The organism is Pseudoalteromonas sp. BSi20429, assembly GCF_000238895.1.
Lineage (GTDB): Bacteria > Pseudomonadota > Gammaproteobacteria > Enterobacterales > Alteromonadaceae > Pseudoalteromonas > Pseudoalteromonas arctica.
The window spans coordinates 1-22,797 of record NZ_BADV01000050.1; the positions used below are offsets into that span (position 1 = coordinate 1).

Annotated in this window: 20 protein-coding genes; 13 read left to right on the plus strand and 7 right to left on the minus strand. The window is 38.9% G+C overall.

Translation table 11 applies throughout. The annotated features are described in order from the left end of the window. Positions 1-537 precede the first annotated feature (537 nt). Positions 538-747 (minus strand): hypothetical protein, encoded by a 210-nt coding sequence (locus P20429_RS09705; RefSeq protein WP_007583396.1) that lies wholly within the window; start codon positions 745-747, stop codon positions 538-540. Positions 748-1,558: 811 nt separating this feature from the next. Here P20429_RS09705 and P20429_RS09700 point away from each other — a divergent pair. Then, positions 1,559-2,437 (plus strand): hypothetical protein, encoded by an 879-nt coding sequence (locus P20429_RS09700; RefSeq protein WP_007583398.1) that lies wholly within the window; start codon positions 1,559-1,561, stop codon positions 2,435-2,437. A 291-nt stretch (positions 2,438-2,728) separates the two neighbouring features. Here the strand turns inward: P20429_RS09700 and P20429_RS09690 are convergent, their stop codons facing one another. Both P20429_RS09690 and P20429_RS09685 read right to left on the minus strand, forming a co-directional pair. Next, the gene (locus P20429_RS09690) at positions 2,729-3,196 is read right to left on the minus strand and encodes a hypothetical protein (protein WP_237715157.1); all 468 of its coding nucleotides are present in this window, start codon (positions 3,194-3,196) and stop codon (positions 2,729-2,731) included. A gap of 197 nt (positions 3,197-3,393) precedes the next feature. After that, positions 3,394-3,786, minus strand: coding sequence for a hypothetical protein (locus P20429_RS09685; protein WP_007583403.1), 393 nt, complete (start codon positions 3,784-3,786; stop codon positions 3,394-3,396). A gap of 538 nt (positions 3,787-4,324) precedes the next feature. Here P20429_RS09685 and P20429_RS20870 point away from each other — a divergent pair. Continuing rightward, entirely contained in the window at positions 4,325-4,492 is a 168-nt protein-coding gene (locus P20429_RS20870; protein ID WP_007583405.1) for a helix-turn-helix domain-containing protein, read from the plus strand. A gap of 587 nt (positions 4,493-5,079) precedes the next feature. Continuing rightward, on the plus strand, positions 5,080-5,973 hold the full coding sequence (locus tag P20429_RS09680; RefSeq protein ID WP_007583410.1) for a LysR family transcriptional regulator: 894 nt from the start codon (positions 5,080-5,082) through the stop codon (positions 5,971-5,973). A gap of 44 nt (positions 5,974-6,017) precedes the next feature. Here the strand turns inward: P20429_RS09680 and P20429_RS19530 are convergent, their stop codons facing one another. Both P20429_RS19530 and yegQ read right to left on the minus strand, forming a co-directional pair. Continuing rightward, positions 6,018-6,794, minus strand: a complete 777-nt coding sequence (locus P20429_RS19530) for an EamA family transporter (protein ID WP_370494016.1) — start codon at positions 6,792-6,794, stop codon at positions 6,018-6,020. A 352-nt stretch (positions 6,795-7,146) separates the two neighbouring features. Continuing rightward, positions 7,147-8,532 carry a tRNA 5-hydroxyuridine modification protein YegQ gene (yegQ, locus tag P20429_RS09675; protein ID WP_007583417.1) on the minus strand — a complete coding sequence of 462 codons (1,386 nt, stop codon included), beginning with the start codon at positions 8,530-8,532 and terminating at the stop codon, positions 7,147-7,149. Positions 8,533-8,811: 279 nt separating this feature from the next. Between yegQ and ndk the strand changes: the two genes are divergently transcribed. From ndk to der, 9 genes are all read left to right on the plus strand, one after another. Then, a complete protein-coding gene (gene ndk / locus P20429_RS09670; protein WP_007377442.1) occupies positions 8,812-9,243 on the plus strand; it encodes a nucleoside-diphosphate kinase in 432 nt (143 codons plus the stop codon). A gap of 167 nt (positions 9,244-9,410) precedes the next feature. Beyond that, on the plus strand, positions 9,411-10,541 hold the full coding sequence (locus tag P20429_RS09665) for a bifunctional tRNA (adenosine(37)-C2)-methyltransferase TrmG/ribosomal RNA large subunit methyltransferase RlmN (protein ID WP_007583420.1): 1,131 nt from the start codon (positions 9,411-9,413) through the stop codon (positions 10,539-10,541). 126 nt (positions 10,542-10,667) lie between these two features. After that, the gene (gene pilW / locus P20429_RS09660; RefSeq protein WP_007583422.1) at positions 10,668-12,509 is read left to right on the plus strand and encodes a type IV pilus biogenesis/stability protein PilW; all 1,842 of its coding nucleotides are present in this window, start codon (positions 10,668-10,670) and stop codon (positions 12,507-12,509) included. Then, on the plus strand, positions 12,506-13,375 hold the full coding sequence (locus P20429_RS09655; RefSeq protein ID WP_007583424.1) for a RodZ domain-containing protein: 870 nt from the start codon (positions 12,506-12,508) through the stop codon (positions 13,373-13,375). Before pilW ends, P20429_RS09655 begins: the two co-directional genes overlap by 4 nt. A gap of 5 nt (positions 13,376-13,380) precedes the next feature. Then, the gene (gene ispG / locus P20429_RS09650) at positions 13,381-14,499 is read left to right on the plus strand and encodes a flavodoxin-dependent (E)-4-hydroxy-3-methylbut-2-enyl-diphosphate synthase (RefSeq protein WP_007583427.1); all 1,119 of its coding nucleotides are present in this window, start codon (positions 13,381-13,383) and stop codon (positions 14,497-14,499) included. A gap of 398 nt (positions 14,500-14,897) precedes the next feature. Beyond that, on the plus strand, positions 14,898-16,178 hold the full coding sequence (gene hisS / locus P20429_RS09645) for a histidine--tRNA ligase (protein ID WP_007583429.1): 1,281 nt from the start codon (positions 14,898-14,900) through the stop codon (positions 16,176-16,178). A 19-nt stretch (positions 16,179-16,197) separates the two neighbouring features. Next, positions 16,198-16,818, plus strand: coding sequence for a tetratricopeptide repeat protein (locus P20429_RS09640; protein WP_007583431.1), 621 nt, complete (start codon positions 16,198-16,200; stop codon positions 16,816-16,818). Between the two features lie 10 nt (positions 16,819-16,828). Beyond that, positions 16,829-18,007, plus strand: a complete 1,179-nt coding sequence (gene bamB / locus P20429_RS09635; RefSeq protein WP_007583433.1) for an outer membrane protein assembly factor BamB — start codon at positions 16,829-16,831, stop codon at positions 18,005-18,007. A 74-nt stretch (positions 18,008-18,081) separates the two neighbouring features. Further along, positions 18,082-19,548 carry a ribosome biogenesis GTPase Der gene (der, locus tag P20429_RS09630; protein ID WP_024592997.1) on the plus strand — a complete coding sequence of 489 codons (1,467 nt, stop codon included), beginning with the start codon at positions 18,082-18,084 and terminating at the stop codon, positions 19,546-19,548. Positions 19,549-19,627: 79 nt separating this feature from the next. On the opposite strand, the gene P20429_RS09625 is transcribed toward der, so the two are convergent. Both P20429_RS09625 and P20429_RS09620 read right to left on the minus strand, forming a co-directional pair. Beyond that, a complete protein-coding gene (locus tag P20429_RS09625) occupies positions 19,628-20,131 on the minus strand; it encodes a zf-TFIIB domain-containing protein (RefSeq protein ID WP_007583437.1) in 504 nt (167 codons plus the stop codon). 40 nt (positions 20,132-20,171) lie between these two features. Next, the gene (locus P20429_RS09620) at positions 20,172-20,759 is read right to left on the minus strand and encodes a DUF4202 domain-containing protein (RefSeq protein ID WP_007583439.1); all 588 of its coding nucleotides are present in this window, start codon (positions 20,757-20,759) and stop codon (positions 20,172-20,174) included. Positions 20,760-20,986: 227 nt separating this feature from the next. On the opposite strand from P20429_RS09620, the gene P20429_RS09615 reads away from it, so the two are divergent. After that, positions 20,987-22,714: a DUF885 family protein gene (locus P20429_RS09615; RefSeq protein ID WP_007583441.1), complete on the plus strand. Its 1,728-nt coding sequence runs from the start codon at positions 20,987-20,989 to the stop codon at positions 22,712-22,714. Positions 22,715-22,797 lie beyond the last annotated feature (83 nt).

Consider the following 22,797-nt stretch of genomic DNA (forward strand, 5'->3'; position numbering starts at 1 on the left):
ATTTAGTTAGCAATTGTAACTACTAATTTTTACCCTTTGCGTAAGCAGAGGTATATGAAAACTAATTTGTATATTCCTTGTGGTTGGTAGGTATTTTTACATACCTATCGACTCATTGACCCCCCTCTCGCTAAGTTACCCTCTCCTATTCAGTCGTATTTAATAGTTTTAAAAACTCATTTTTATATAAACCTTTATCTTTTTTATATGGTGACAGTCTAATTAATGCTTTCAACAAAAAAGCGCCCTAATAAAATCAGGACGCTTTGCGTTTAGGACAAATGAACAAGGATTATACAAATTTAAATAACAAATATTTGAGCGCTACCTTCATACTACGCTTATTACTTTGACAATATTTCTCGTAGTTAATTATGCCAATAGCAATTTTAGTGCAAAACAAACTCAGGGCGATAAGCCAAGCAAAATTTTGAGTCGACTTGTACTGTAAAAACAATATAGATGAGCCACTAAAAGTAATAGTCGAATAAACAATTTCTATTCGATATCGACTAATAGCTTTCAAAATTTTGGGCATTAAAAGCCGTCATCGAACGGGTCAAAAGCATCAAAACAGTCATCATTGTTTGAATCGGCTATCGAATCTTCAATCTCATAAACAGTCATTACTCTATTAGGCTGGCCTATCACATTGCCGCCAACGTCTACGATATTAGCGCTCGCATTTGTGATAGGTAATCCTGTTGTTGGGTTAATAGCTATGTCAGTAACGTCATTCTTTTTCATTTTTTAGACCTTCTTAATTATTAATTACACTTCACAATTTAATGATTTCGTGATAAAAAACAAACTCGTTTGACTGCGCAGCTCAGCAACAAACGGTTTGAATAAGACATTCACTCTTCTTCTATTTTCACTTAATTTTTTTAAGTAAAAACCCTTTCCTCTTTATCTAAAAAATACATTATTAAGTTAATTTGAAGGCGTATTTTGTCTGAAAGACAGATTTAAACTCGCATTTTTCGGCACGAAAAACTGCAAAAAAAAGCGCCTCAGAATGAGGCCAGTAGCTCGCGTAATACATTGTAGGCGAAGCCGAAAGTGTATGGAGTCGCGCGAATGTACAGCTGGTCTGTACTAACCGCGATAATGTTTCGCATCAGCGAAATTCGATTAAAATTTGGCACAAATTGATATCGAACCATCTATTTTCGTAGAAAATAACAGCAAATGAAAAAGGCGAATAGTGAGGAACTCACAGCCTTGTCATGCGCGGCAGTATGGCGGTTAGTACAGAGCGTAGCTCGGTGCATTCGCGCTGGGTCTACAACGCTAGCGCGATAGCGCGTCGAGTCAGCTCGTTGCGGAGCAACATCAGAGTTGGCGGGCGTTTTAGACCCAATGGTTGAGTAGCGAAGCGACGAAGCCATCCGCTGAAAGCGGCTTTTGTTCCGATATTTATCGCGACAATGATTTCGTGCATGCTGTCAAAGCATCTCGGAATGAAAAACGGGGTTTAAGTCATCAAATAACGGTAATTTGTGTACTGTGATACTAGTTAATTTTACTAATTAACTTACTAAAAGGATTTTGTGAATTGACTCAGCAACCATCAATAAATTTGGAAACGAACAACACTCTTCATACTCACTACCCTCGCTATTTTGATATTGATATGCGATATCGTGCAGGCGCAAATAACCATCAAAAAGGAGTTAACAGAACCAAGCTCTCGGTGCTTATTGCGATTCGGTTTTCTATTGTTACACCAGGCATTGTGCGTTGGCTATATGCCATCAATCATCGGTTAGCTTTAGAGCATCTAAACCGGCTAGAAAAAGATGGTTTTTTGCGGGTGGTAAAAACACACCGCAGTCCAGATGGTCGCGTCTATGTTCCTACCTATACTGCTGCCAAATTTGTCGAGGAGTTGATGGGCATCGACGTATATTTTAGGAGCAATAAAAACCCTGCTCTGCAGTTCAATCATAATAATGTTATGCATAACCTAATTAACGCATTTGTCATGCTGCGCGGTCTACATAATTATCACAGTGATGAAACATACGCCCCAATGTGGACGGGGTTTATTACTGAGCCTGAATTTAAACGTATTAATAACCTATCTGATACGCGAACTGTGGATGGCGCCGTGCTTCTTCCTGATGGCTCAATAGCCGCTATTGAGGTGGAACACAGTTTTAAAAATAAAACTGCACGACAGGTCATTTTACTAAAATATTTGGCCTCGTTAAAAAATGGCGATTACAGTAAGATTTTTTTATTCTCCCAATCAGTTAAAATTTTTGATGACATTAAGCGACTCCACGAACAGCTATTTACGGAGCTAACTGAACGTTACGACAAAAAAACGCGAGCACCACTTCTCAGTGAAAGCGATGCTGAATTACTTCACTCATCTATTATTTTCCGTACTAAATTATGTGAAGAAATTAATGAAATGTTTTATCAATAAACGATAGATAAGCAAAGGGGGAATGGATGTTAATCTATTCCCCCTTTGCTTTTGGCCTATTTAAAGCCTTGCCAACATTATTATTAAATACACGCTTTTGTGAAGTAATAACAAGGCGCTATATTTGCATCACGCCTTCCCCTAGAGGTGTAATCTCTATTAATGAGATTGAGCTGCTTAAACCAGATTCCAGCTTAAGCAGTGAGCCTGCAAATAATGACTCATGGCATATTTTAGGGGTAATGATTAGGCAGTTATTCTATTATTAAAATAACTTATATTTGTCCTTTATTATTTATTTAGAAGACTGTTTATTGCATCTTGGATATTACGATCAATACGATCTTGTTCAAACTCGTCAACAAATTCATTTTCAATATCATTTTTATAGTCTTCTTCAAATTCATCCTCAAACTTGCTATCAAAAACTGAATCAAAGTGTTCTTCTGGTGCATCATTAAATGCTTGCTCTGGCTCTTCATAAAACTCGTCATCGTAATCAGGACATGCTGATACGGGTTGGTGTACATCGTTTATTAAACAAATCATTAATTTATACATCAACAATTTTACGCCACGATAATTAAGATGTTTTTTATTAAAAACTTGAGGCTCTACAATAGCCCAAAAGCCTTTAAAGTTAGGGTTGTCTGCACTTAGCATTAGTTTATTTATTTTATGATCGTTATCCCTTACAACCGTTTTGACATCTTCTAACAGGGTGATAATGTCTAGAGTAGAGGTATATCTGCAAGTCATAGAATTTCCTTATTTAAAATTAACTTAATAATTATTGTCCGTTAATAATTATTTACTCCTCTTATTGTGAGGCTACTATTAAATAGGCACTTTCAGGGAGAAATAGTGACTTTTTTGTGAGTTTAAATTATTTATTTAAAACACAATTGGATCAGAATCTTTAAAATTAAAAAGCGAGCCAAAAGGCTCGCTAGAGTTTATGAGCTTTCTATTAACCGTAACCAACTGTCTTCTGCAGCTGCAAAATATACGTTGGGTTTTAGCATAAACAGCTGCTCAAATTCTGCACTAAACAAGCTGCAAAAGTTTGTTATATCTTCAATATGTATGAGTAAAAAAGCATACATCTCAATACCTTCCAAATACCTCTCCGAGAACTCAGGATTAGTAGCTAGTAACTGTTGAGAAATACTAATACCCAGCACACTCCCCATGCTATCTCGGTGTAAATAAATGTAATTGGTGAAACCTAGTTCTAGTGTTTGCTTATCAATAACATCAGCTAATAGTAAAATGGTGGAAGCATCTTCCCACGGTGATTTACTAGCGCGTACATATTGGCGTATAAACGGTGATTTTTGTTCTTTCATGATTTTTCCTCGTTAATTTGTCCTAAAGCTAACTAGGCATAAGTCAGGAGAAAAATTGAAAGTTAATAGATAAACGACTTAAATTTGCAAAACACCTCAAAAACATTAATGTTAAGTTACTATTTCAAATATTGAGAATCTAAGATGAGTGATTTTATATGGTTATTACCAGCTGCTGTGCTGACGATAATTCTAATTAGACTTGTTAAACAAGCTAAAAAAGAAAATTAAGTAAAACAATACTTAACTCTTTGAGTACAACCAGTAGTAGTTAAAGTGACCAATAAGTCACTTTAAGGCCTTAAATGCAGCTTAATGATCCCTAAAAGGCACTTTATTGTGAAAAGTGAAAAACACTAAAATGCGTTTTAATTTTTTAAGCTTCTAATTTGATTTACACTCTATTGTATAAGGAACCTGAACAAGATTAGTCGGTATCTACTTTACTTGGCATTAACACATCTCAAACGCTTTACTCGCAAAAAATAGACACTATTGTATCCATTAATCCTATTTTAAATCCATTTAAGATACAGCTGTGTCTCTTTTACTTGCGGGTTATATTATTAATTACCTACTATTAAGCGAAGGTGATGTGCAGCTAGCTTTTGCAGAGCATCTAAAAGAACGTCGCAAAAAAGCAAAAATGTCACGCGAAGCGTTAGCTAAAAAAAGTACGGTACCTGCTTCTACGATAAATGTTTGAAGTTACTGGGCTCATTTCATTCAGGCTGCTATTATTTTTGTGGCAATCTCTCGACTACTTAACTCGTTTATATGACTTAACAAAAGTGCCAACTCAAGGCAAGAATGCGCCAACGTCTATCGCACAGGTATTAAAGCGTTATTAAATAATATCGATTCAAAGGTTATGGTAGTTTGTGTTTTTAATTTTGTAGTTAATACAATTTGCCTTTTAAGGCTGTTTTTAAGATACTAACTAAGTGCTGACGAGTTACATAAAATCGTAGCACAAGCCATAGCACGACAAAGTAACAGACTGTTTTTAAAGACTTTAATTGAGAACCTTATAACTATCGCAGTTAATTCTTTTGTTATTTATGAGTAGAGCCACTTATTAGCCTTTCCAATTAAAGTTCATATAAAACAAAAAATGAAAAAATAGAACATTTACTGCTTTATTTTAAATTATATGATTAACAGCGTTAAATTATGCATTTTATTGACTTTTTCTTTGTTGATCTTTATCAATAAAAACTTCTGGCTTCTCTAATGAAATTTTAAAGCGTCGCTGTTAATATTGTCTACATCCTAAACAATAAAGTAGTTCTGATGGCAGCTAATTATTCTCTCGATGATTTACGTTACTTTTGCACCATAGTAAAACTTGGTAGCTTTAAAAAAGCATCAATAAGCCTTGATATGTCACTATCAACTTTGAGCCGTAGAATACGTTTATTAGAGCAAGCACTTCAATTAACGTTACTAAATCGAGATGCCCATCGAGTTACACTTACGCATACTGGCGAGTTATATTACGATCGCTATCGTAAACTGTTTGATGAAGTAGAGTGTATAGAGCAAGCACTTTGTGATGAGAAAAACCAACCTAAAGGGAAAATTAGGATCTGTGCACCCATTTACATGGGTAAACATTTTTTAAGTGCTATTTTTTGTGATTTTTTACTGCAGTATCCCGATATTCAACTAGATTTACGCTTTTCAAATAACCTTATTGATATTGAAAAAGAAGGGATTGATATAGCGTTTAGAGTAAGAAATCCTGCCATTGATAATTGGGTTATTAGGGAGCTTAAGCTTACTCACAATATATTATGTACTCACTTAAATCATGATTATCAATCCATCACTCATCCTAAGCAATTAGAAGATCACCCAAAAGTTACGTGCGTTGGGTTGGTACCGTGGCAATTAAAAAATCAGCAAACGAGTGAAGAGTACAGTTTTAATCCAAACACACATGTTCGATTAGAAGTTGATGAAATTCAAATGATGAAACAAGCAGTTGAGTCTGGTGTGGGTATTAGCTACATCCCTGATTATATAGCATTACCACTTATTAAAGCCGGAAAGCTTAAACACATTCTTCCTGATTGGCAAAGCAAAGGGCAGCCATTTTCTATGCTTTATCGCGACAGAAAACAAATCCCTTATCGAGTGCGATTACTTATAGAGCATACACTGCAACACTTCACTAAAATGTAGCAGTGTAGGCTTTTCACAGCAAAATAATTAAGCTAATTCGTCTTTTAAAAACTAAGCCTTAGTACGATTACACCTAAAAATGCCGTTGTTAATCCTATAACTTCTTGGCGTGTAAAAGACTCTTTTAGAATGATGCGTGAGTACAGCAAAATAATTAAAATATTCATTCCTGAAATTGCCGACACTAGCCCTGTATTACCAATTGCAAAAGCCGATATTATTGCAACCATACCTGCTACATTCGTTAAACCAATAAGTAACCCGCACGAGAATGTTTTACCTGCAGACCAATATGCTTGAGAGCTGCCTTGCTCTGCTAGCGTTTTTTTGCGTTTTACTAACCAACTAACGGCAAAAAGAAAGCTACCAAACCCAAACATAGACGTTAAAGTTGCAAACGTATCCGCCTCAAGAAGCGTTGATTGCTTACCCATTAAATCATTAAATGCAAAGGACAGTGCCGCCAGTAATCCCCATTGCGCGCCTTGTAAATTACTTAATGAGATATCGCTGGAATAGCGAATAATATAAAGACCGCCAAAAATAATAAAAAAGCCGATTAATTGAATAACAGTTAAGGTTTCTTGCCATAATAAAAAGGCAAATAAAAGCACAAATAAAGGCGTTAAGCCCGACAGAATGCTAATTAAAGACGCCTTTCCAACCGAAAACCCTTTGTGCAAAAACCCATTAGCCGCAAAAGATCCAAAACCTAAAGCGAGTCCAACAGTAATGTCAGCCCAGCCGTACCATGTATGTTCAAATATTACAGTACCTAGCGCGCTAATTATGAACCCTACAAAAAAACACCGAATAATAATAGATTACGATTAATCTTTTTTTGCGACGTCCATTGGTACATTATTCCTCGAGCACCAAAAAAAACGGTTGCGAGTAATGCAAAAATTATCCACATACTAAAATGATTCCTTTAAAAACAACAATAAAGTAACTGTAATGAGCGTTTTAACAACACGTGTTAAATATGAAAGCCTAGTATATTCGCTTTTTAGATTTTATAAATAAGCATTACTGGCAACATAGGTTTCATAAGTGGCATTTAAATAAATATAGGTTGATTATTTTAGTAGGGAGTGTAGAAAATATAACTGCTCAATTTTACTTTACTAACTGTATTAGATAATAAAATGGCCTGAGCAGTTACTAAAAAGGCTAAACAGCTTGTTTAAATGGATTACGAGTATCTTGATGCTCATCAAGATTGCGCATTAAAATAGCGTGCTCTAAGTCAATGCCTTCATCTAGTGGTATTTTTACAATGTGACCAGAGCCTTTAGCATCGCTAATAGTTTCCCCCTTTTTGTTTTCCATATATTCAAGCTTAAAAGTAATGTTACCTTGTGGTGTCATAAGCTCTAAGGAGTGACCTGTACAAAATTTATTTTTAACGTCTATTTCAACTAATCCATTTTCGCAGCGCCCAAGTACTTCACCCACAAATTGCTGTTTAGTTGATACAGAATGACCGTACTCATAGTTTTGATAATCTTGATGGGCATGGCGTTTTAAAAAGCCCTCTGTATAACCACGATGCGCTAGATTTTCGAGAGTTTTAAATAAGTTAGTATCAAATGGTTTACCCGAAGCGGCGTCGTCTATTGCTTTGCGATAAACTTGTGCTGTGCGCGCTACATAATAAAATGACTTAGTACGCCCTTCTATTTTTAAACTATGTACACCCATTTTTGTTAACTGCTCTACGTATTGTACTGCGCGTAAATCTTTTGAGTTCATAATATACGTGCCGTGTTCATCCTCAAACGCAGGCATATACTCACCAGGGCGACCTTGTTCCTCTAGCATAAATACATCGTTACTTGGCGCGCCTTCACCCAGAGTAGGAATCACCTGTTTGGGGTCAATTTTATGCACCATTTCGCCGGTTTCGTTTTCAACCCCTGGTTTTACATCATAATCCCATCTACATGCATTAGTACACGTGCCTTGATTTGGATCGCGCTTATTTATGTAACCAGAGAGCAAACAACGCCCCGAATACGCCATACAAAGCGCACCATGTACAAACACTTCAAGTTCGGTGTCTGGGCAGAGTGTGCGTATTTCGGTTATTTCTTCGAGCGACAGCTCCCGTGATAAAATAACACGTTCAATCCCCTGTTTTGCCCAAAATTGTACACTTGCGTAATTTACCGCATTCGCCTGTACTGATAAGTGAATAGGCATGGCTGGCCATTTTTCACGAACAAGCATAATTAAACCAGGATCTGACATAATCAGCGCATCGGGCTGCATCGCAATAACAGGTTCTATATCACGTAAATACGATTTAACTTTAGCGTTGTGCGGTGCAATATTAGACACCACATAAAACTTTTTATTTTGCGCATGCGCTTCACTAATTCCTACTTGCAGAGTATCAAGGTCAAACTCATTATTGCGCACACGCAAACTATAGCGAGGCTGCCCTGCATAAACCGCATCTGCGCCATAAGCAAAAGCGTAGCGCATGTTTTTTAAACTGCCTGCGGGGCATAGTAATTCAGGAATAAAAGGCATTGAAGAAATAACGGGTGACATGTGCGCTCCATACATCAAACTGGGTTTAAGCCAGTTGCATAAGTAGTTAACCTGAACTCTGAAAAATAAATCTATCCCAAGCAGAATTCAGATTAGTCATTAACAAATAAGTAAACAGAAGCGCGGCAGTATAAATGCGGTCAATAATTTGTATTTGATCGAGATCACAAAACGGCAACCAAACTGGTTTTTAATAAAATTAGGATTTTTCACTTAAAACGCGTATAATTCGCGCCCGTTAATATTCACACTTTTACTTAAAATTATTGGAGCATAAAGATGGCTTTAGAACGTACTTTTTCAATCGTAAAACCTGATGCAGTTGCTAAAAACCACATTGGCGCTATCTACAACCGTTTCGAATCTGCTGGCCTTAAAATCGTTGCAGCTAAAATGGTTCACCTTTCACAAGAGAAAGCTGAAGGTTTCTACGCTGAACATAGCGAACGTCCTTTCTTCGGTGCTTTAGTATCTTTCATGACATCTGGTCCAGTAATGGTTACAGTTCTTGAAGGCGAAAACGCTGTTCTTAAAAACCGTGAAATCATGGGTGCTACTAACCCTGCTGAAGCACTAGCTGGTACTTTACGTGCAGACTACGCTGATAGCATCGACGAAAATGCTGTTCACGGTTCTGACGCTGTTGAATCTGCTGCTCGCGAAATCGCGTACTTCTTCGCTGACGAAGAGCTTTGTTCACGTACTCGTTAATTCGAATTCGTTAACATATTGAAAAGGGCTTTCGGGCCCTTTTTTAGTCATTACGTAAAGTATTAATCAGAAACTCATGATGTTTTACTTAATGATTAAAGTGAGTGAATTGTGTACAATTCGTCCTCGTAAATTTTATCTCCACCGTCACCGATTGAGGTTGTTTCATGACCGAGCAAAAAAAGATTAACTTATTAGATTTAAACCGAGAAGCAATGCGCGAGCTATTTGCATCGTTCGGTGAAAAGCCGTTTCGTAGTGACCAGGTGATGAAATGGATTTATCATTTTGGCGTAGATAACTTCGACGATATGAGCAACGTAAACAAAAAGCTTAAAGAAAAACTTAAAGCTGAGTGCGAAATTGTAGCGCCAGAAATCACTGTGCGCCAACAAGCAAGCGACGGTACTATTAAGTACGCACTTATTCTAGAAGGCGGCCAAGAAGTAGAAGCCGTTTGGATCCCTGAAAAAGAGCGCGCTACGTTATGTGTATCATCACAAGTGGGTTGTGCTCTTGAGTGTACTTTTTGTTCTACTGCTCAACAAGGCTTTAACCGTAACTTAAAAGTATCTGAAATTATTGGTCAAGTTTGGCGTGTAGCTAAAGATATAGGCCTTGATGGCCATAGCGAAAAGCGCCCAGTAACTAACGTTGTAATGATGGGTATGGGCGAGCCTTTACTTAATCTTAAAAACGTAGTGCCAGCAATGGAACTAATGATGGACGATTGGGGCTTTGGTTTATCTAAGCGCCGCGTAACATTAAGTACTTCAGGCGTTGTACCTGCACTTGATTTACTAAAAGAGAAAATTGACGTAGCACTGGCTATTTCACTTCACGCACCCGATAACGCACTGCGTGACATTTTAGTGCCAGTTAATAAAAAGTACCCTATTGAAGAATTTTTAGCCTCGTGTCGTCGTTATATCGATGGCTCAAAAGCAAATAAAGATGTAACGGTTGAATACGTGATGCTTAACGGTATTAACGACAGCACCGATCAGGCGCATGCATTAGTGCAAACGTTAAAAGGCACACCTTGTAAAGTAAACCTTATTCCGTTTAACCCGTTTCCGGGTAATGAATACACGCGCTCAAGCAATAGCCGTATTGACCGTTTTTCAAAAGTATTACAAGCAGCAGGCGTTACCTGTATTGTGCGTCGTACTCGCGGTGACGATATTGACGCTGCTTGCGGACAGTTAGTAGGTGATGTAGTTGACCGTACTAAACGTTTAGCTAAAAAGAAAATGCGTGACGATAACGCAATTAGCGTTAATATCCACCAAGCATAATCTGTAACCACCCTATGTTAATTAGTCATGTAGGGTGGTTAAGTTGTTTATTTTTAAATAAATGATGCAACAACAAAGGTTTTAGGTAAGATAGGCGCCATGGACTAAAAATAAAGAGATAAGGTAATGCGATCTATACTTGCTATAACACTATCAACACTTGCCTTAAGTGGCTGTGTTAGCGAAAGTAGTTATAACGGCAGTAATAAGCCCGTCGTCGAAAATAAAATTAATAATACTGGCGCAGCACGAACACGAATTGCTTTAGCCCTACAGTATTTAAAAACGGGTAATAACTCTCAAGCCAAATACAATTTAGAACGTGCAGCTGCATTTGCTCCTGACCTACCTGAAGTACATTACTCTCTTGCTTATTACTATCAACAAGTAGGCGAAAACCCGCTAGCTGATAAAGCCTACCAAAAAGCACTCGAAATAAAGCCTGACGATCCTAATACCCTTAATAACTACGGCGTGTTTTTATGTGGTATTGATGAATACGATCGTGCAACTGATCAATTTTTAAAAGCCATTGAAGTACCAAGTTATATTCGTGTTGCCGAAAGTTACGAAAATTTAGCCTTGTGTGCTATTGAATTTGATGATTTTGAAAATGCAGAAAGTTACTTTCAACAGGCACTTAATCACAGCTCTCAGCGTACATCTACGTTAATTAGTTTAGCAGCGCTGTATTACGCAAAAAGTGACTTATACAAAGCCAGTGAACTTTTAAAACGCTACGAAAGCACAGGTCGAGTATCTTCTCGCGCATTAATGCTTAGCTACCTTGTAAAAAACAGAATGGGCAGAATAGAAGAGGCTGAAAAAATTTCCAGCACTATTTTACAAACTTACTCTAGCAGTAACGAAGCCTATGCATTAAAAGAGAAAAGAACACGTTTTAATGAGTTTGAAATACTGCGAGAAAAATACCGTAAAGCGCAGTTAAAAGAACTAAAAAATGACGAAAGCGGCGCGCACGTTAGTTCAAAAAAACCAAAAATAAAAGTAATCAGAAAGAAACGTTCACCACAAGACGGTTCAACAAGCTTGGTAACAAACGACGAGCAAAAAACAGATAAAAAGATCGCAATAGCAAATAACCAAGATGTAAATCCAGTTATAGTAAGAGAAAAGCAAGCTAAGGCGGTACAAAACACGGTCAGTAAGCAAGCCGACGAAGCAACCGTAATAGCAAAACAAGTAACAACCCAAAAAGAAGAAGCTCCTAAAGTCGTCGCACCAAGCAACCCTACCGATACATCGGCTGTTATGCTTGCACTTACTACTGAGCACGACTCTGCAGATTCCGTAGTAGCTGCACCTAAAAAAGCTAAGTCCGTTTACGAACCTCAAAAAGAAGCTATAGCAGCAAAGCAACCAACTAAAGCTGATGACGAGGTAACAATAATTTCGTTTGGCGCACCTAAAACAGGCCAGTTTAATTCGCAACAAACTAGTAACTATAGTAATACAGTTCCTGCAGTTACCGCTCAAAAAAATAGTAGTGACGTGGTATTCTACGAAGCGACTAAAAATACAACTGTATTTGAAAATAGCAGCTATCAAAATGATGCAGATATTGAATTTAAAAGTTACGAAGCAGTACAAAAAACAGAGCTCCCAATGCTTAACCCTAAAGTATCGCCTTTACGCGTGCCATTTCACGTAATTGCTGTTGGCGAAAACCTATTTAGCATTTCGGTGCGATACAATGTTAAACTACAAAAGCTCCTGCAATGGAATGGTCTAAAAGAGTCGGATCGGGTAATGAATGGAAGTAAAATATACCTAAACGATCCAAATATTTATTACGAAATTAAAGCTGGTGATTCCCTTTACGATATAGCTACCCAGCGGCATGTATTAATTGATGAATTAATGCGATGGAATAAATTAAGTCCTGATATAGCACTAAAACCAGGGCACAAACTTTTACTAGTGGATCCAGACTCATACACATTATGAATGAAGAAAATACGCAAACACAGAGCGAACAGCCAACTGTAGGCCAAATATTAAAAAACCACAGAGAACAAGCGAACGTTAGCATAGCGACTATTGCTGCACCGTTAAAGCTGTCTGAACTTCAAATTAAACGCCTTGAAAATGATGAATTTACATTGCTCGGCCCTATTACTTTTGTTAAAGGCTATATAAAAAACTATTGCCGTGAATTAAAAGTAGATAGCGCACCTATATTAGCAATGATGCCAGCCCCACCAGAGCCGGCTAAACCCGCTAATATGCAGAGTTTTTCACGCCGTACAGAAAAAGAAGCAAACGACAGTCGTTTAATGTTTTTTAGCTATTTAATTTTAGCGATTGTTATTGGCTCATCTGCTCTATGGTTTTGGCAAAACGCGACACCTATTGAAGAGCAAACGAGTAACATAAACGTAGCCAACTCAAAAATGAGTGAACGACAAGCCGCTCAACCCAGTATTTCAGAGCAACAGCAACAAGCCGAAATTGACGATGAATCATTATTAGAATCACAAAGCACGTCTAGTGAAACATCAACAAGCCCAGAAATAGTTAAAGAAACGGCTCCTATTGCTTCTAACAGCGCAAGTCAAGACGATGCTAGCAGTACAATTGTCATGAACTTTAATGGCGAAAGTTGGGTTGAAATTTACGACGGCGAAGGCGAAAAAATAGCATTCGGCGTTAAAAAAGCAGGCTACATTATGACCGTAAGCGGTACGCCTCCTTTTTCAGTTGTGCTTGGTAAGCATGACGCTGTAGACATTACTTTAAACGGTGAACCTGTAGATGTTTCTGCATTTCCTCAAAACCGTTTAGCCAAATTTACATTACCACTAGCAGAGTAGTCGCTATGTTTTCAGAATCTCCAATTAAACGCAGAAAATCCACCCGAATCAATGTAGGTAACGTCCCTATTGGTGATGGTGCCCCTATTGCAGTGCAATCAATGACCAACACCGACACCATGGATGTTGATGCAACTGTTGCACAAATACAGGCAATACAAGATGCAGGTGCCGACATAGTCCGTGTATCAGTACCAACAATGGATGCAGCCGAAGCGTTTAAAAGTATAAAAGAGCAAGTAACGATTCCGCTAGTTGCAGATATTCATTTTGATTATCGTATTGCCTTAAAAGTAGCAAAATACGGTGTAGATTGCCTGCGTATAAACCCGGGTAATATAGGTAGTGAAGAGCGTATTAGAGCCGTAGTAGACTCAGCACGCGAGCATAACATTCCTATTCGTATTGGTGTAAATGGCGGTTCACTAGAGCGCGACTTACAAGAAAAATACGGCGAACCAACACCAGAAGCCTTATTAGAATCAGCAATGCGCCATGTAGATATCTTGCGCCGCCTTGATTTTGACCAATTTAAAATATCAGTAAAAGCGTCTGACGTATTTTTAGCTGTAGGTGCATATCGCTTACTCGCTAAAGAAATAGACCAACCACTACATTTAGGTATTACCGAAGCGGGCGGCATGCGCTCAGGCTCTGTTAAATCTGCAGTAGGTTTAGGTATGCTTCTTGCCGAAGGTATTGGCGATACCCTGCGTGTATCACTTGCTGCCGACCCGGTACAAGAAATTAAAGTCGGCTTTGATATCTTAAATTCATTGCGCATTCGTTCGCGTGGAATTAACTTTATTGCCTGCCCTAGCTGCTCACGCCAAGAGTTTGATGTAGTAAGCACCATGAACCAACTTGAAGAGCGCTTAGAGGATATTATCGAACCTATGTCAGTTTCGGTAATTGGTTGCGTTGTAAATGGACCAGGTGAAGCGCTTGTGAGTGATATAGGGCTTGCCGGTGCAAATCGTCGTTCAGGTTTGTATATAAATGGTGAACGCCAAAAAGCGCGCATTGATAACAATAATATTGTTGACCAGCTTGAAGGTTATGTACGCGACTTTATAGAAAAAAAGCAGAGCCAAACACCGATTGACATAAAAATAGTCGAATAAATACCGTTTAAGGTGGCAAACCCCGTGGTTTGCCGTTTACCTTTATAGCTAGTGGATACCCAAACGACCCTAAGATACAGAATTCAGCGTTTCACAGGCTCTTAATATCAAGGCGTTACTTTGCAAGAATGGCAATCCCTTTTAAAAAGTAACAACGATGAGAGTAAGTGTCTGTGAACCGCCCAACGGGTTGGTTTAAAAGCGATTTATACTGCGTTATTGATTTTAACAATAGAACCACTATTACTTTCAATCAATGCCTTGCCTAAATCGCTTTTAATTCCAACTGAAACTCGCATCATGGGGTCATTTGGGTATATAATGACGGGTCAATTTTTAGCATTCTTGTTGTGTAAGCATTTTTCATTACACAAAAAAACAGCATTTAGGATTTATCAGTGGCAAAACAAATTCAGGCAGTTCGCGGTATGAACGATTGTCTGCCGGGCGATACACAAGTTTGGCAGAAAGTAGAAAACATTTTACGCGAGACAGTAGCATCGTTCGGTTATCAAGAAATTCGTTTTCCTATTGTAGAATCAACCGACTTATTTAAACGCTCTATTGGTGAAGTTACCGATATAGTAGAAAAAGAAATGTACACCTTTGCTGATCGCAATGGCGACTTATTAACACTTCGCCCAGAAGGCACCGCAGTATGCGTACGTGCTGGCAACCAAAATGGCTTACTATACAACCAAGAACAACGCCTTTGGTACATGGGTCCAATGTTTCGTCACGAGCGTCCGCAAAAAGGTCGTTACCGTCAGTTTCACCAATTTGGTTTAGAAACATTTGGTATTGCTACAGCAGATATAGACGCAGAAGTTATTTTATTAACAGCGCAACTATGGGAAGCCTTTGGTATTACTGACCACGTTCGTTTAGAGCTAAATTCTTTAGGGTCTAACGAAGCGCGTGCAGATTACCGTGATGCGTTAGTAGCCTACCTTGAGCAACACATTGATGTGCTTGATGAAGACTCAAAACGTCGTATGTATTCAAACCCATTACGCGTACTTGATAGCAAAAACCCAGACGTACAAGCAATTTTAACTGATGCGCCTAAATTGTCTGAAAATTTAGATGCTGAATCAAAAGAACATTTTGCAAATTTATGTGAACGTTTAGACGCTGCTGGCGTCTCATATACGGTTAATGAAAAGTTAGTACGTGGTTTAGACTACTACAACCGCACTGTATTTGAATGGGTAACCGACAGTTTAGGTGCACAAGGCACTGTATGTGCTGGCGGACGTTACGATGGCTTAGTTGAACAACTTGGCGGCAAAGCAACGCCAGCAGTTGGTTTTGCAATGGGTCTAGAGCGCTTAGTATTATTACTACAAGCACTTGAGTGTGTAGGTGACATTCGTCGTAATGCTGATGTATATTTAGCAGCAATGGGCGACAAAGCAAGCATTCAAGCTCCTGCAATTGCAGCGCAACTACGTAAAGACGTACCGGGTTTACGCGTTATGGTACATGCGGGCGGCGGCAACTTTAAAAAACAATTAAAACGTGCTGATAAAAGCGATGCACTTGTTGCAGTGATTATTGGTGAAGATGAATTAGAAAAAGGCGTTGTGACCATCAAGTATTTACGCGAGCGTAAAGAACAAGTCACATTAGAATTAGAACAAGCTAAAGCGCTATTAGCTGAGCTTATTAACGGCTAAGCGAACATTAGAGGTAAGAATGGATATTTATTCAACAGAAGAACAACAAGCAGAAGCCATTAAACGCTTTTTCCGTGAAAACGGCATTTCACTTGCGCTAGGTATACTTGTTGGCCTAGGTGGCTTATATGGCTGGAAAGCATATAACCAAAACCAAATTACTACCGCTGAAAAAGCATCAGATTCATATACAGCGCTTGTTGAAAGCGACGATGTATTATCTTCAGCTGATGCGTTTATTAGCGAAAATAAAGACACAAACTACGCAACACTTGCTGCATTCGTTGCTGCAAAAGACGCAGTAGAAGCGAAAAAACTAGACGTAGCAAGCGAAAAGCTAAGCTGGGTTGTGTCTAATACGCCAAATACAGAATTAAAAGCAATTGCGATTACACGTTTAGCACGTGTTCAAATTGCGCAAACTAAATATGACGATGCATTAACAACATTAAATGCACCATTACCTGAAGCGTTCAATGCAAACGTGGCCGAGCTTAAAGGCGATATTTACACTGAGCAAGGTAATAAAGATCAAGCACGTACTGCATACCAAGCAGCAATAGATGCGGGTGGATTAACAAGTAACCCACTATTACAAATTAAGTTAGATGACCTAGCAGTAACTAGCCCAGCGGCATAAGGTTTTAGGCATGAAAAAATTTACAACAGCAGCCCTTGCCCTATGTATGGCAACATTGATGGGTTGTTCATCAAGTGATGATGAAGATGAACTAGTACTTCCTGAAATTGTAAACCAATTTGAAACTGACGTTGTTTGGCAAGAATCTGTAGGTGATGGCGTAGAGCATTATTTTTCTCGTTTAACACCCGCAGTTTACAAAGATACTGTGTATGTTGCTAGCCGCGAAGGCCAAGTAGAAGCGCTTTCGCTTGATAATGGCGATACAAAATGGGAAACCGATGTACGCCAAGATTTATCGTTTTGGCCTTGGGCTGACAACGGTAATGCAAAATTATCAGGTGGTATTTTGCAAGCCTATGGTAAAATTTATATTGGTTCTGAACACGGCTTTATTATTGCTCTTGATCGCGAAACTGGTGAAGAAGTTTGGCGTAAAAACGTACCAGGCGAATCTCTGTCTAAACCAACAGCAGGCGATGGCTTAATATTTGTAAATTTAGGCTCTGGTAAATTGTTAGCACTTCACCCAGATACAGGCGAAGAGCGTTGGAGCTTTGAACAAGAAGTTCCACCACTAACATTACGCGGACAAAGCTCGCCAACCGTTGCTAACGGTGGTGTATTAGTAGGCCTTGAAACAGGCAAGCTAAGCGTATTAATTTCAGACAGTGGTTACTCAGCATGGAGCGCAGAAATTGCGGTTGCTAAAGGCGCATCAGAATTTGAACGCCTAGTTGACGTAGACACTCAACCACTTATTAGCGGTCCATACGCTTACGCTATAGCTTACAACGGCAACTTAGCCGCTGTAGATATTCGCTCTGGCAATGTTGTATGGAAACGCGAGTACAGCAGCTACCGCGAAATTGCGATGGATGCACAAACAATTTATTTAGTAGATAGCGATGGTGTTATTTACGCATTAGATAAAAATTCAGGTATTGAACGTTGGAGCCAACCCGCTCTACGCGGTTGGTACCTAACAGGCCCTGCAGTTGCAGGTAGCCACTTAGCTTTAGGCGACCAAGAAGGTAACCTACATTGGCTAAATAAAGAAACTGGCGAGCTAGTATCTCGTGAAGACTTTGACAGCTCGGGCTTTTTTGTTGAGCCAGTTGTTGCCGACGATAAGCTAATTTTATACACCCGTGATGGTGAAGTTAGTATGGTAAAAATACCAAACTAAGTTACTAATAGTCATATGTTTTTTGTAAGGCTTCGCACTGCGAAGCCTTTTGTTGTTTTTTAAAGAGGTAGTTTATGCTTCCCGTGATCGCTCTAGTTGGGCGACCCAATGTGGGCAAATCCACATTATTTAACCGTTTAACACGTACTCGTGATGCACTCGTAGCCGATTTTCCAGGTTTAACACGAGATAGAAAATATGGCCAAGCTAGTTACGATGGCTATGAATTTATCGTGGTAGACACGGGCGGTATTGATGGCTCAGAAGAAGGCATCGAAATCGAAATGGCAGATCAATCTCTGCTAGCTATTGAAGAAGCTGACATTGTTCTGTTTTTAGTAGATGCTCGTGTAGGTATGACCGTAGCTGACCAAGCAATTGCTAATCACTTGCGTAAACAAGATAAAAAGTGTTTTGTTGTTGCCAATAAAACCGATGGTATTGATGCAGATTCAAACTGTGCTGAATTTTACCAATTATCATTAGGTGAAATTCATCACATTGCTGCATCGCATGGCCGTGGTATTACGTTATTACTTGAGCAAACACTTCAGCCGCTTATTGCTGAATTAGCTGCACAAGACGAAGACGTAACAGGCGATGACGAAGAGCTTATTAATCTTTACGAAGAAGATGAAGACAGCGATACCGATCACCAGGCATTTGCAGACAAACCTGTAAAGCTTGCAATTATTGGTCGCCCTAACGTTGGTAAGTCAACACTTACAAACCGTATACTGGGTGAAGATCGCGTAATTGTATACGACATGCCAGGTACAACACGTGACTCTATCTACATTCCGATGACTCGAAATGAAAAAGAGTATGTGTTAATTGACACCGCAGGTGTTCGTAAGCGTAAAAAAGTAAGCGACGTAGTTGAAAAGTTCTCTGTAATTAAAACGCTTCAAGCAATCGAAGATTGTAACGTTGTGTTATTGATTGTTGATGCTCGCGATGGTATTTCTGATCAAGATTTAAGCTTATTAGGCTTTGCTCTTAACTCAGGTCGTTCATTGGTAATTGCAGTGAACAAATGGGATGGCTTAGACGATTACGTTAAAGATCGTATTAAATCAGAGCTCGATCGCCGTTTAGGCTTTATTGACTTTGCACGCCTACACTTTATATCTGCACTACACGGTACAGGTGTTGGTCATTTATTCGAGTCTGTTGACGAAGCGTATGAATCAGCGACTAAACGTATAAGTACTGCAATGCTGCGTCGAATTATGGACATGGCTCAAGCCGATCACCAGCCGCCACTTGTTCGTGGTCGTCGTGTTAAGCTCAAATATGCGCATGCCGGTGGTTATAACCCACCACGTATTGTTATTCACGGTAACCAAGTTAAAGATTTACCAGATAGTTATAAACGCTACCTGATGAACTACTACCGTAAAGCGCTTAAAATTATGGGCACACCTATCAAAATCGAATTTAGAGAAGGTGAAAACCCATTTGCTGGTCGTGTTAATAAAGTAACACTGTCGCAAAAGCGTAAAATACGTGCATTTGCTAAAGAAAACCGTAATAAATAAACTTTTCAAGAGTTAGTTTATTACAATAAAAACGGCGTACTTTTAGTACGCCGTTTTTGTTTTAATATATTATTAAGAGTTACAAACCAAGTAAAGCTAAGCGCACTAAGTTCTCCACCGTGGCTTCATGCGCACTTTTATTTTTATTAGTTGGCGTAAACCTAGAAGCAGGTGATTTAATAGTTATAAACCCATGATTGGTGGCCATTTCGTGGGCTAAAATTTTACGCTCTCGAGGTGTTAAATGGTTTTCGTGTATTTTTGCCAGCTCGCCGCTATCAAGCCATATGCCTGCACAGCCTGGGCATTCATCTATTTCGACAGCCTTTACTGGCGAAAAATACCTGCGCATCATCACAATGCTTATGCACTTTGGACAATTAATTCGTAGCGATACATCGTATTCACTCTCGATATGATCACTTAAATGTTTAAGTAATACCTGACCATGTTTTAACGCTGGCGAGCTAAATTTAAAAATTTGGCTGTTATCAAAAAATACGCCGCCTTGCGCTGAAGTGTAAACAGTAATACCGCCAATTAATAACGGCTCAAGAGAGGCATTTGTACGTGGGCAATGCATTTAAAATTCCTTTTTATTTTTATACTTAAATTATACTACTTTACTCAAGTGCTTTATGAATAAGCCCAACAAGTGGATCTGGTAATGTAATATTACCTGTAAGTACAAACTCATGGGCTTCATCTGACATTTTTTGCCATGTGCGGCGAATAATACCAATCCATTTTTCTTCATTGTAATCTGGTTTTGCATTGGCAAACCCAAGCATGTAGTGTTCAATAAACACCAAACTTGCTACATCTTCAACTATTTGGCTATCTGGATTGCGCTTAATATCTTTTTTAGCAACAGCGTTATAAACACGGTTTTGGTCCGTATCGTTAAACCCAGCCTGTTTCATTAATTCAACGGCTAGTGACGCATGAAAAATATAAAGTGCGCTACGCCATTGATGATAACCCTGCTTGTTCATTTCAAAGTCGCTACGTGGCGACTTCCAACGCTGAATATGCTGTGCACGCGCTGCAATTTGCATGAGTGCATCGGCATCAGGTTTAAAACGAGTTAGCATTTCGCTCATACGCTGTGAGTATAAATACTCTTTTGGAAAACTTTCTCCATTGTGCTGCTCAGTATTAGGGTCTTGGTTATTAGCTTCATCAATCAGCGCTATTACTTTATTAAACATGACGGTCATTTATTGTAATTAGTTTTAATCATTCTAAACGCTGATAAAACAATAAACTAGTGGCTCACTCACTTCAGCGGTGAAATTTGTTCAATCAAAAAGTAAAACCAATAGATACAGGTATAAAATTAAGCGCATTAATAAAGTTAACTTGTTATTATCTTAGAAACAAAAATAACATATGTGCGTAAACTAATAAAAATTAACGCGCTAAAAATGAGAATAATATGTTTAAAAAAACAATTTTAGCTATTTGCTTAGCTGTAGCATCACTGCCGAGCGCAGCCGATAGCAATGCAGATTTAAAAACCATTATTGATAACCATTGGCAAAATGCAAAAGCCGAAAAAATATTCTTTCGTACCGACCCAGATGGCTGGAAACCCAGTGGTACATTACCAAATTGGACCGAACAAGCCATTGCAAAGCGCCAAGCTTATAATAACAATGTATTAAAAAACTTAAGTAAAATAGATCCTAAAACGCTGAGCAGCTCGCAACTAATGAACTACCGCTTATTTAAATACGAGCGAGAAACAGAGCAGCAAAGCTACCTTTTTCAAGATAAGTATTTTCAGGTTAACTTTTTAAGTGGCTGGCATACCTACTTTGCCGAAGCACCGGCTAATATGGCATTTTTAACACCTGATGATTACAACGCATTTTTAGTAAGCCTTGCCGACTACCCTCGCTTTAATCAAGAAAACATTAACTTGATGAAGGAAGGAATTGAACTGGGGTATACGCACTACTGCAAAACATTTGAAAGTTACGGCCAGAGCATTAACGCTCATATAGTTAAGCAACCTGAAAACAGTGCCTTATACGAGCCCTTTACACGTATACCAAATACGTTTACAGCAGAGCAAAAGGCCACATACCAAAACAAAGCAAAAGCCTTAATTAGCTCAAAAGTAGTCCCGGCTTATCAGCACTTTTACGACTTTTTTGAAAACGATTACATGCCTAATTGTAGAGCAGAGCCGAGTATTTCAAGCGTTAAAGGCGGGCTTGAGTATTACAAATATGCAGTTAATTACTACACCACAACAAACGCCACACCAAAGCAAATACACGAACTAGGCCTTAAAGAAGTCGCGCGTATTAAAGCGCAGATGCAAAACATCATTGATAAAGTAGGTTTTGATGGCACATACAGCGATTTTTTAGAATTTTTAGCAACCGATGAGCAATTTTACGCAACAGACGTGCAAGACTTGCTAGAAAAAACCGCTTTTATTACGCAAAAAATGTATGGCAAATTACCAACCTACTTTAATCATTTACCGCGTAATACCTTTACTATTAAAGGCTCAGCGAGTCGCGGCGCGTTTTATATGCCACCTGCTGATAACCGCTCCCCTGGCACTTACTTTTTAGCCTCAACACCTAAGCTACAGCCTTTGTATAATTTAGAAGCACTTAGCTTACATGAAGCAATACCAGGGCACCATTTACAAAACGCCATTGCAATGGAGTTAGATGTACCTCAGTTTAGACGCACACTTAGCCACTCAGCATTTGGCGAAGGTTGGGCACTTTACACCGAACGTTTAGGTAAAGAAGCCGGCTTTTATCAAGACCCATACAGCGACTTTGGTCGTTTAGGTTACGAAATGTGGCGTGCCGTGAGACTTGTTGTTGATACCGGTATTCATGCATTTGGTTGGAGCCGTCAAAAGGCAATTGACTACTTGGCAGATCACACTGCTTTGCCACAAAGCGCGGTAGAGGATCAAATAGATCGTTATATATCATGGCCAGGCCAAGCGCTTTCGTACAAAATGGGCGAAATAAAAATACGCGAACTGCGTGAAAAAGCCGAAAAAGAGCTCGGTGCTAAGTTTGATATACGCAGCTTTCACGATACTGTTATAGGCCAAGGGTCACTCCCTATGGAAGTGCTAGAGGATGTAATAAACGATTGGATAGCAAAACAAAAATCAGCGAGTTAAAACAATACTTTTACAAACTAAAGGGCGGTAAGTTTATCGCCCCCTTTTTAAAACTCTATTAAACATCTAAAAACTAATCCCTA

What these genes read in the sequence shown, in the direction of transcription:
- P20429_RS09705 (WP_007583396.1), bottom strand. Translation starts at nt 747, where the DNA reads ATGAAAAAGAATGACGTTACTGACATAGCTATTAACCCAACAACAGGA.
- P20429_RS09690 (WP_237715157.1), bottom strand. Translation starts at nt 3,196, where the DNA reads ATGACTTGCAGATATACCTCTACTCTAGACATTATCACCCTGTTAGAA.
- P20429_RS09685 (WP_007583403.1), bottom strand. Translation starts at nt 3,786, where the DNA reads ATGAAAGAACAAAAATCACCGTTTATACGCCAATATGTACGCGCTAGT.
- P20429_RS09680 (WP_007583410.1), top strand. Translation starts at nt 5,080, where the DNA reads ATGGCAGCTAATTATTCTCTCGATGATTTACGTTACTTTTGCACCATA.
- yegQ (WP_007583417.1), bottom strand. Translation starts at nt 8,532, where the DNA reads ATGTCACCCGTTATTTCTTCAATGCCTTTTATTCCTGAATTACTATGC.
- ndk (WP_007377442.1), top strand. Translation starts at nt 8,812, where the DNA reads ATGGCTTTAGAACGTACTTTTTCAATCGTAAAACCTGATGCAGTTGCT.
- P20429_RS09665 (WP_007583420.1), top strand. Translation starts at nt 9,411, where the DNA reads ATGACCGAGCAAAAAAAGATTAACTTATTAGATTTAAACCGAGAAGCA.
- pilW (WP_007583422.1), top strand. Translation starts at nt 10,668, where the DNA reads ATGCGATCTATACTTGCTATAACACTATCAACACTTGCCTTAAGTGGC.
- P20429_RS09655 (WP_007583424.1), top strand. Translation starts at nt 12,506, where the DNA reads ATGAATGAAGAAAATACGCAAACACAGAGCGAACAGCCAACTGTAGGC.
- ispG (WP_007583427.1), top strand. Translation starts at nt 13,381, where the DNA reads ATGTTTTCAGAATCTCCAATTAAACGCAGAAAATCCACCCGAATCAAT.
- P20429_RS09640 (WP_007583431.1), top strand. Translation starts at nt 16,198, where the DNA reads ATGGATATTTATTCAACAGAAGAACAACAAGCAGAAGCCATTAAACGC.
- bamB (WP_007583433.1), top strand. Translation starts at nt 16,829, where the DNA reads ATGAAAAAATTTACAACAGCAGCCCTTGCCCTATGTATGGCAACATTG.
- der (WP_024592997.1), top strand. Translation starts at nt 18,082, where the DNA reads ATGCTTCCCGTGATCGCTCTAGTTGGGCGACCCAATGTGGGCAAATCC.
- P20429_RS09625 (WP_007583437.1), bottom strand. Translation starts at nt 20,131, where the DNA reads ATGCATTGCCCACGTACAAATGCCTCTCTTGAGCCGTTATTAATTGGC.
- P20429_RS09620 (WP_007583439.1), bottom strand. Translation starts at nt 20,759, where the DNA reads ATGTTTAATAAAGTAATAGCGCTGATTGATGAAGCTAATAACCAAGAC.
- P20429_RS09615 (WP_007583441.1), top strand. Translation starts at nt 20,987, where the DNA reads ATGTTTAAAAAAACAATTTTAGCTATTTGCTTAGCTGTAGCATCACTG.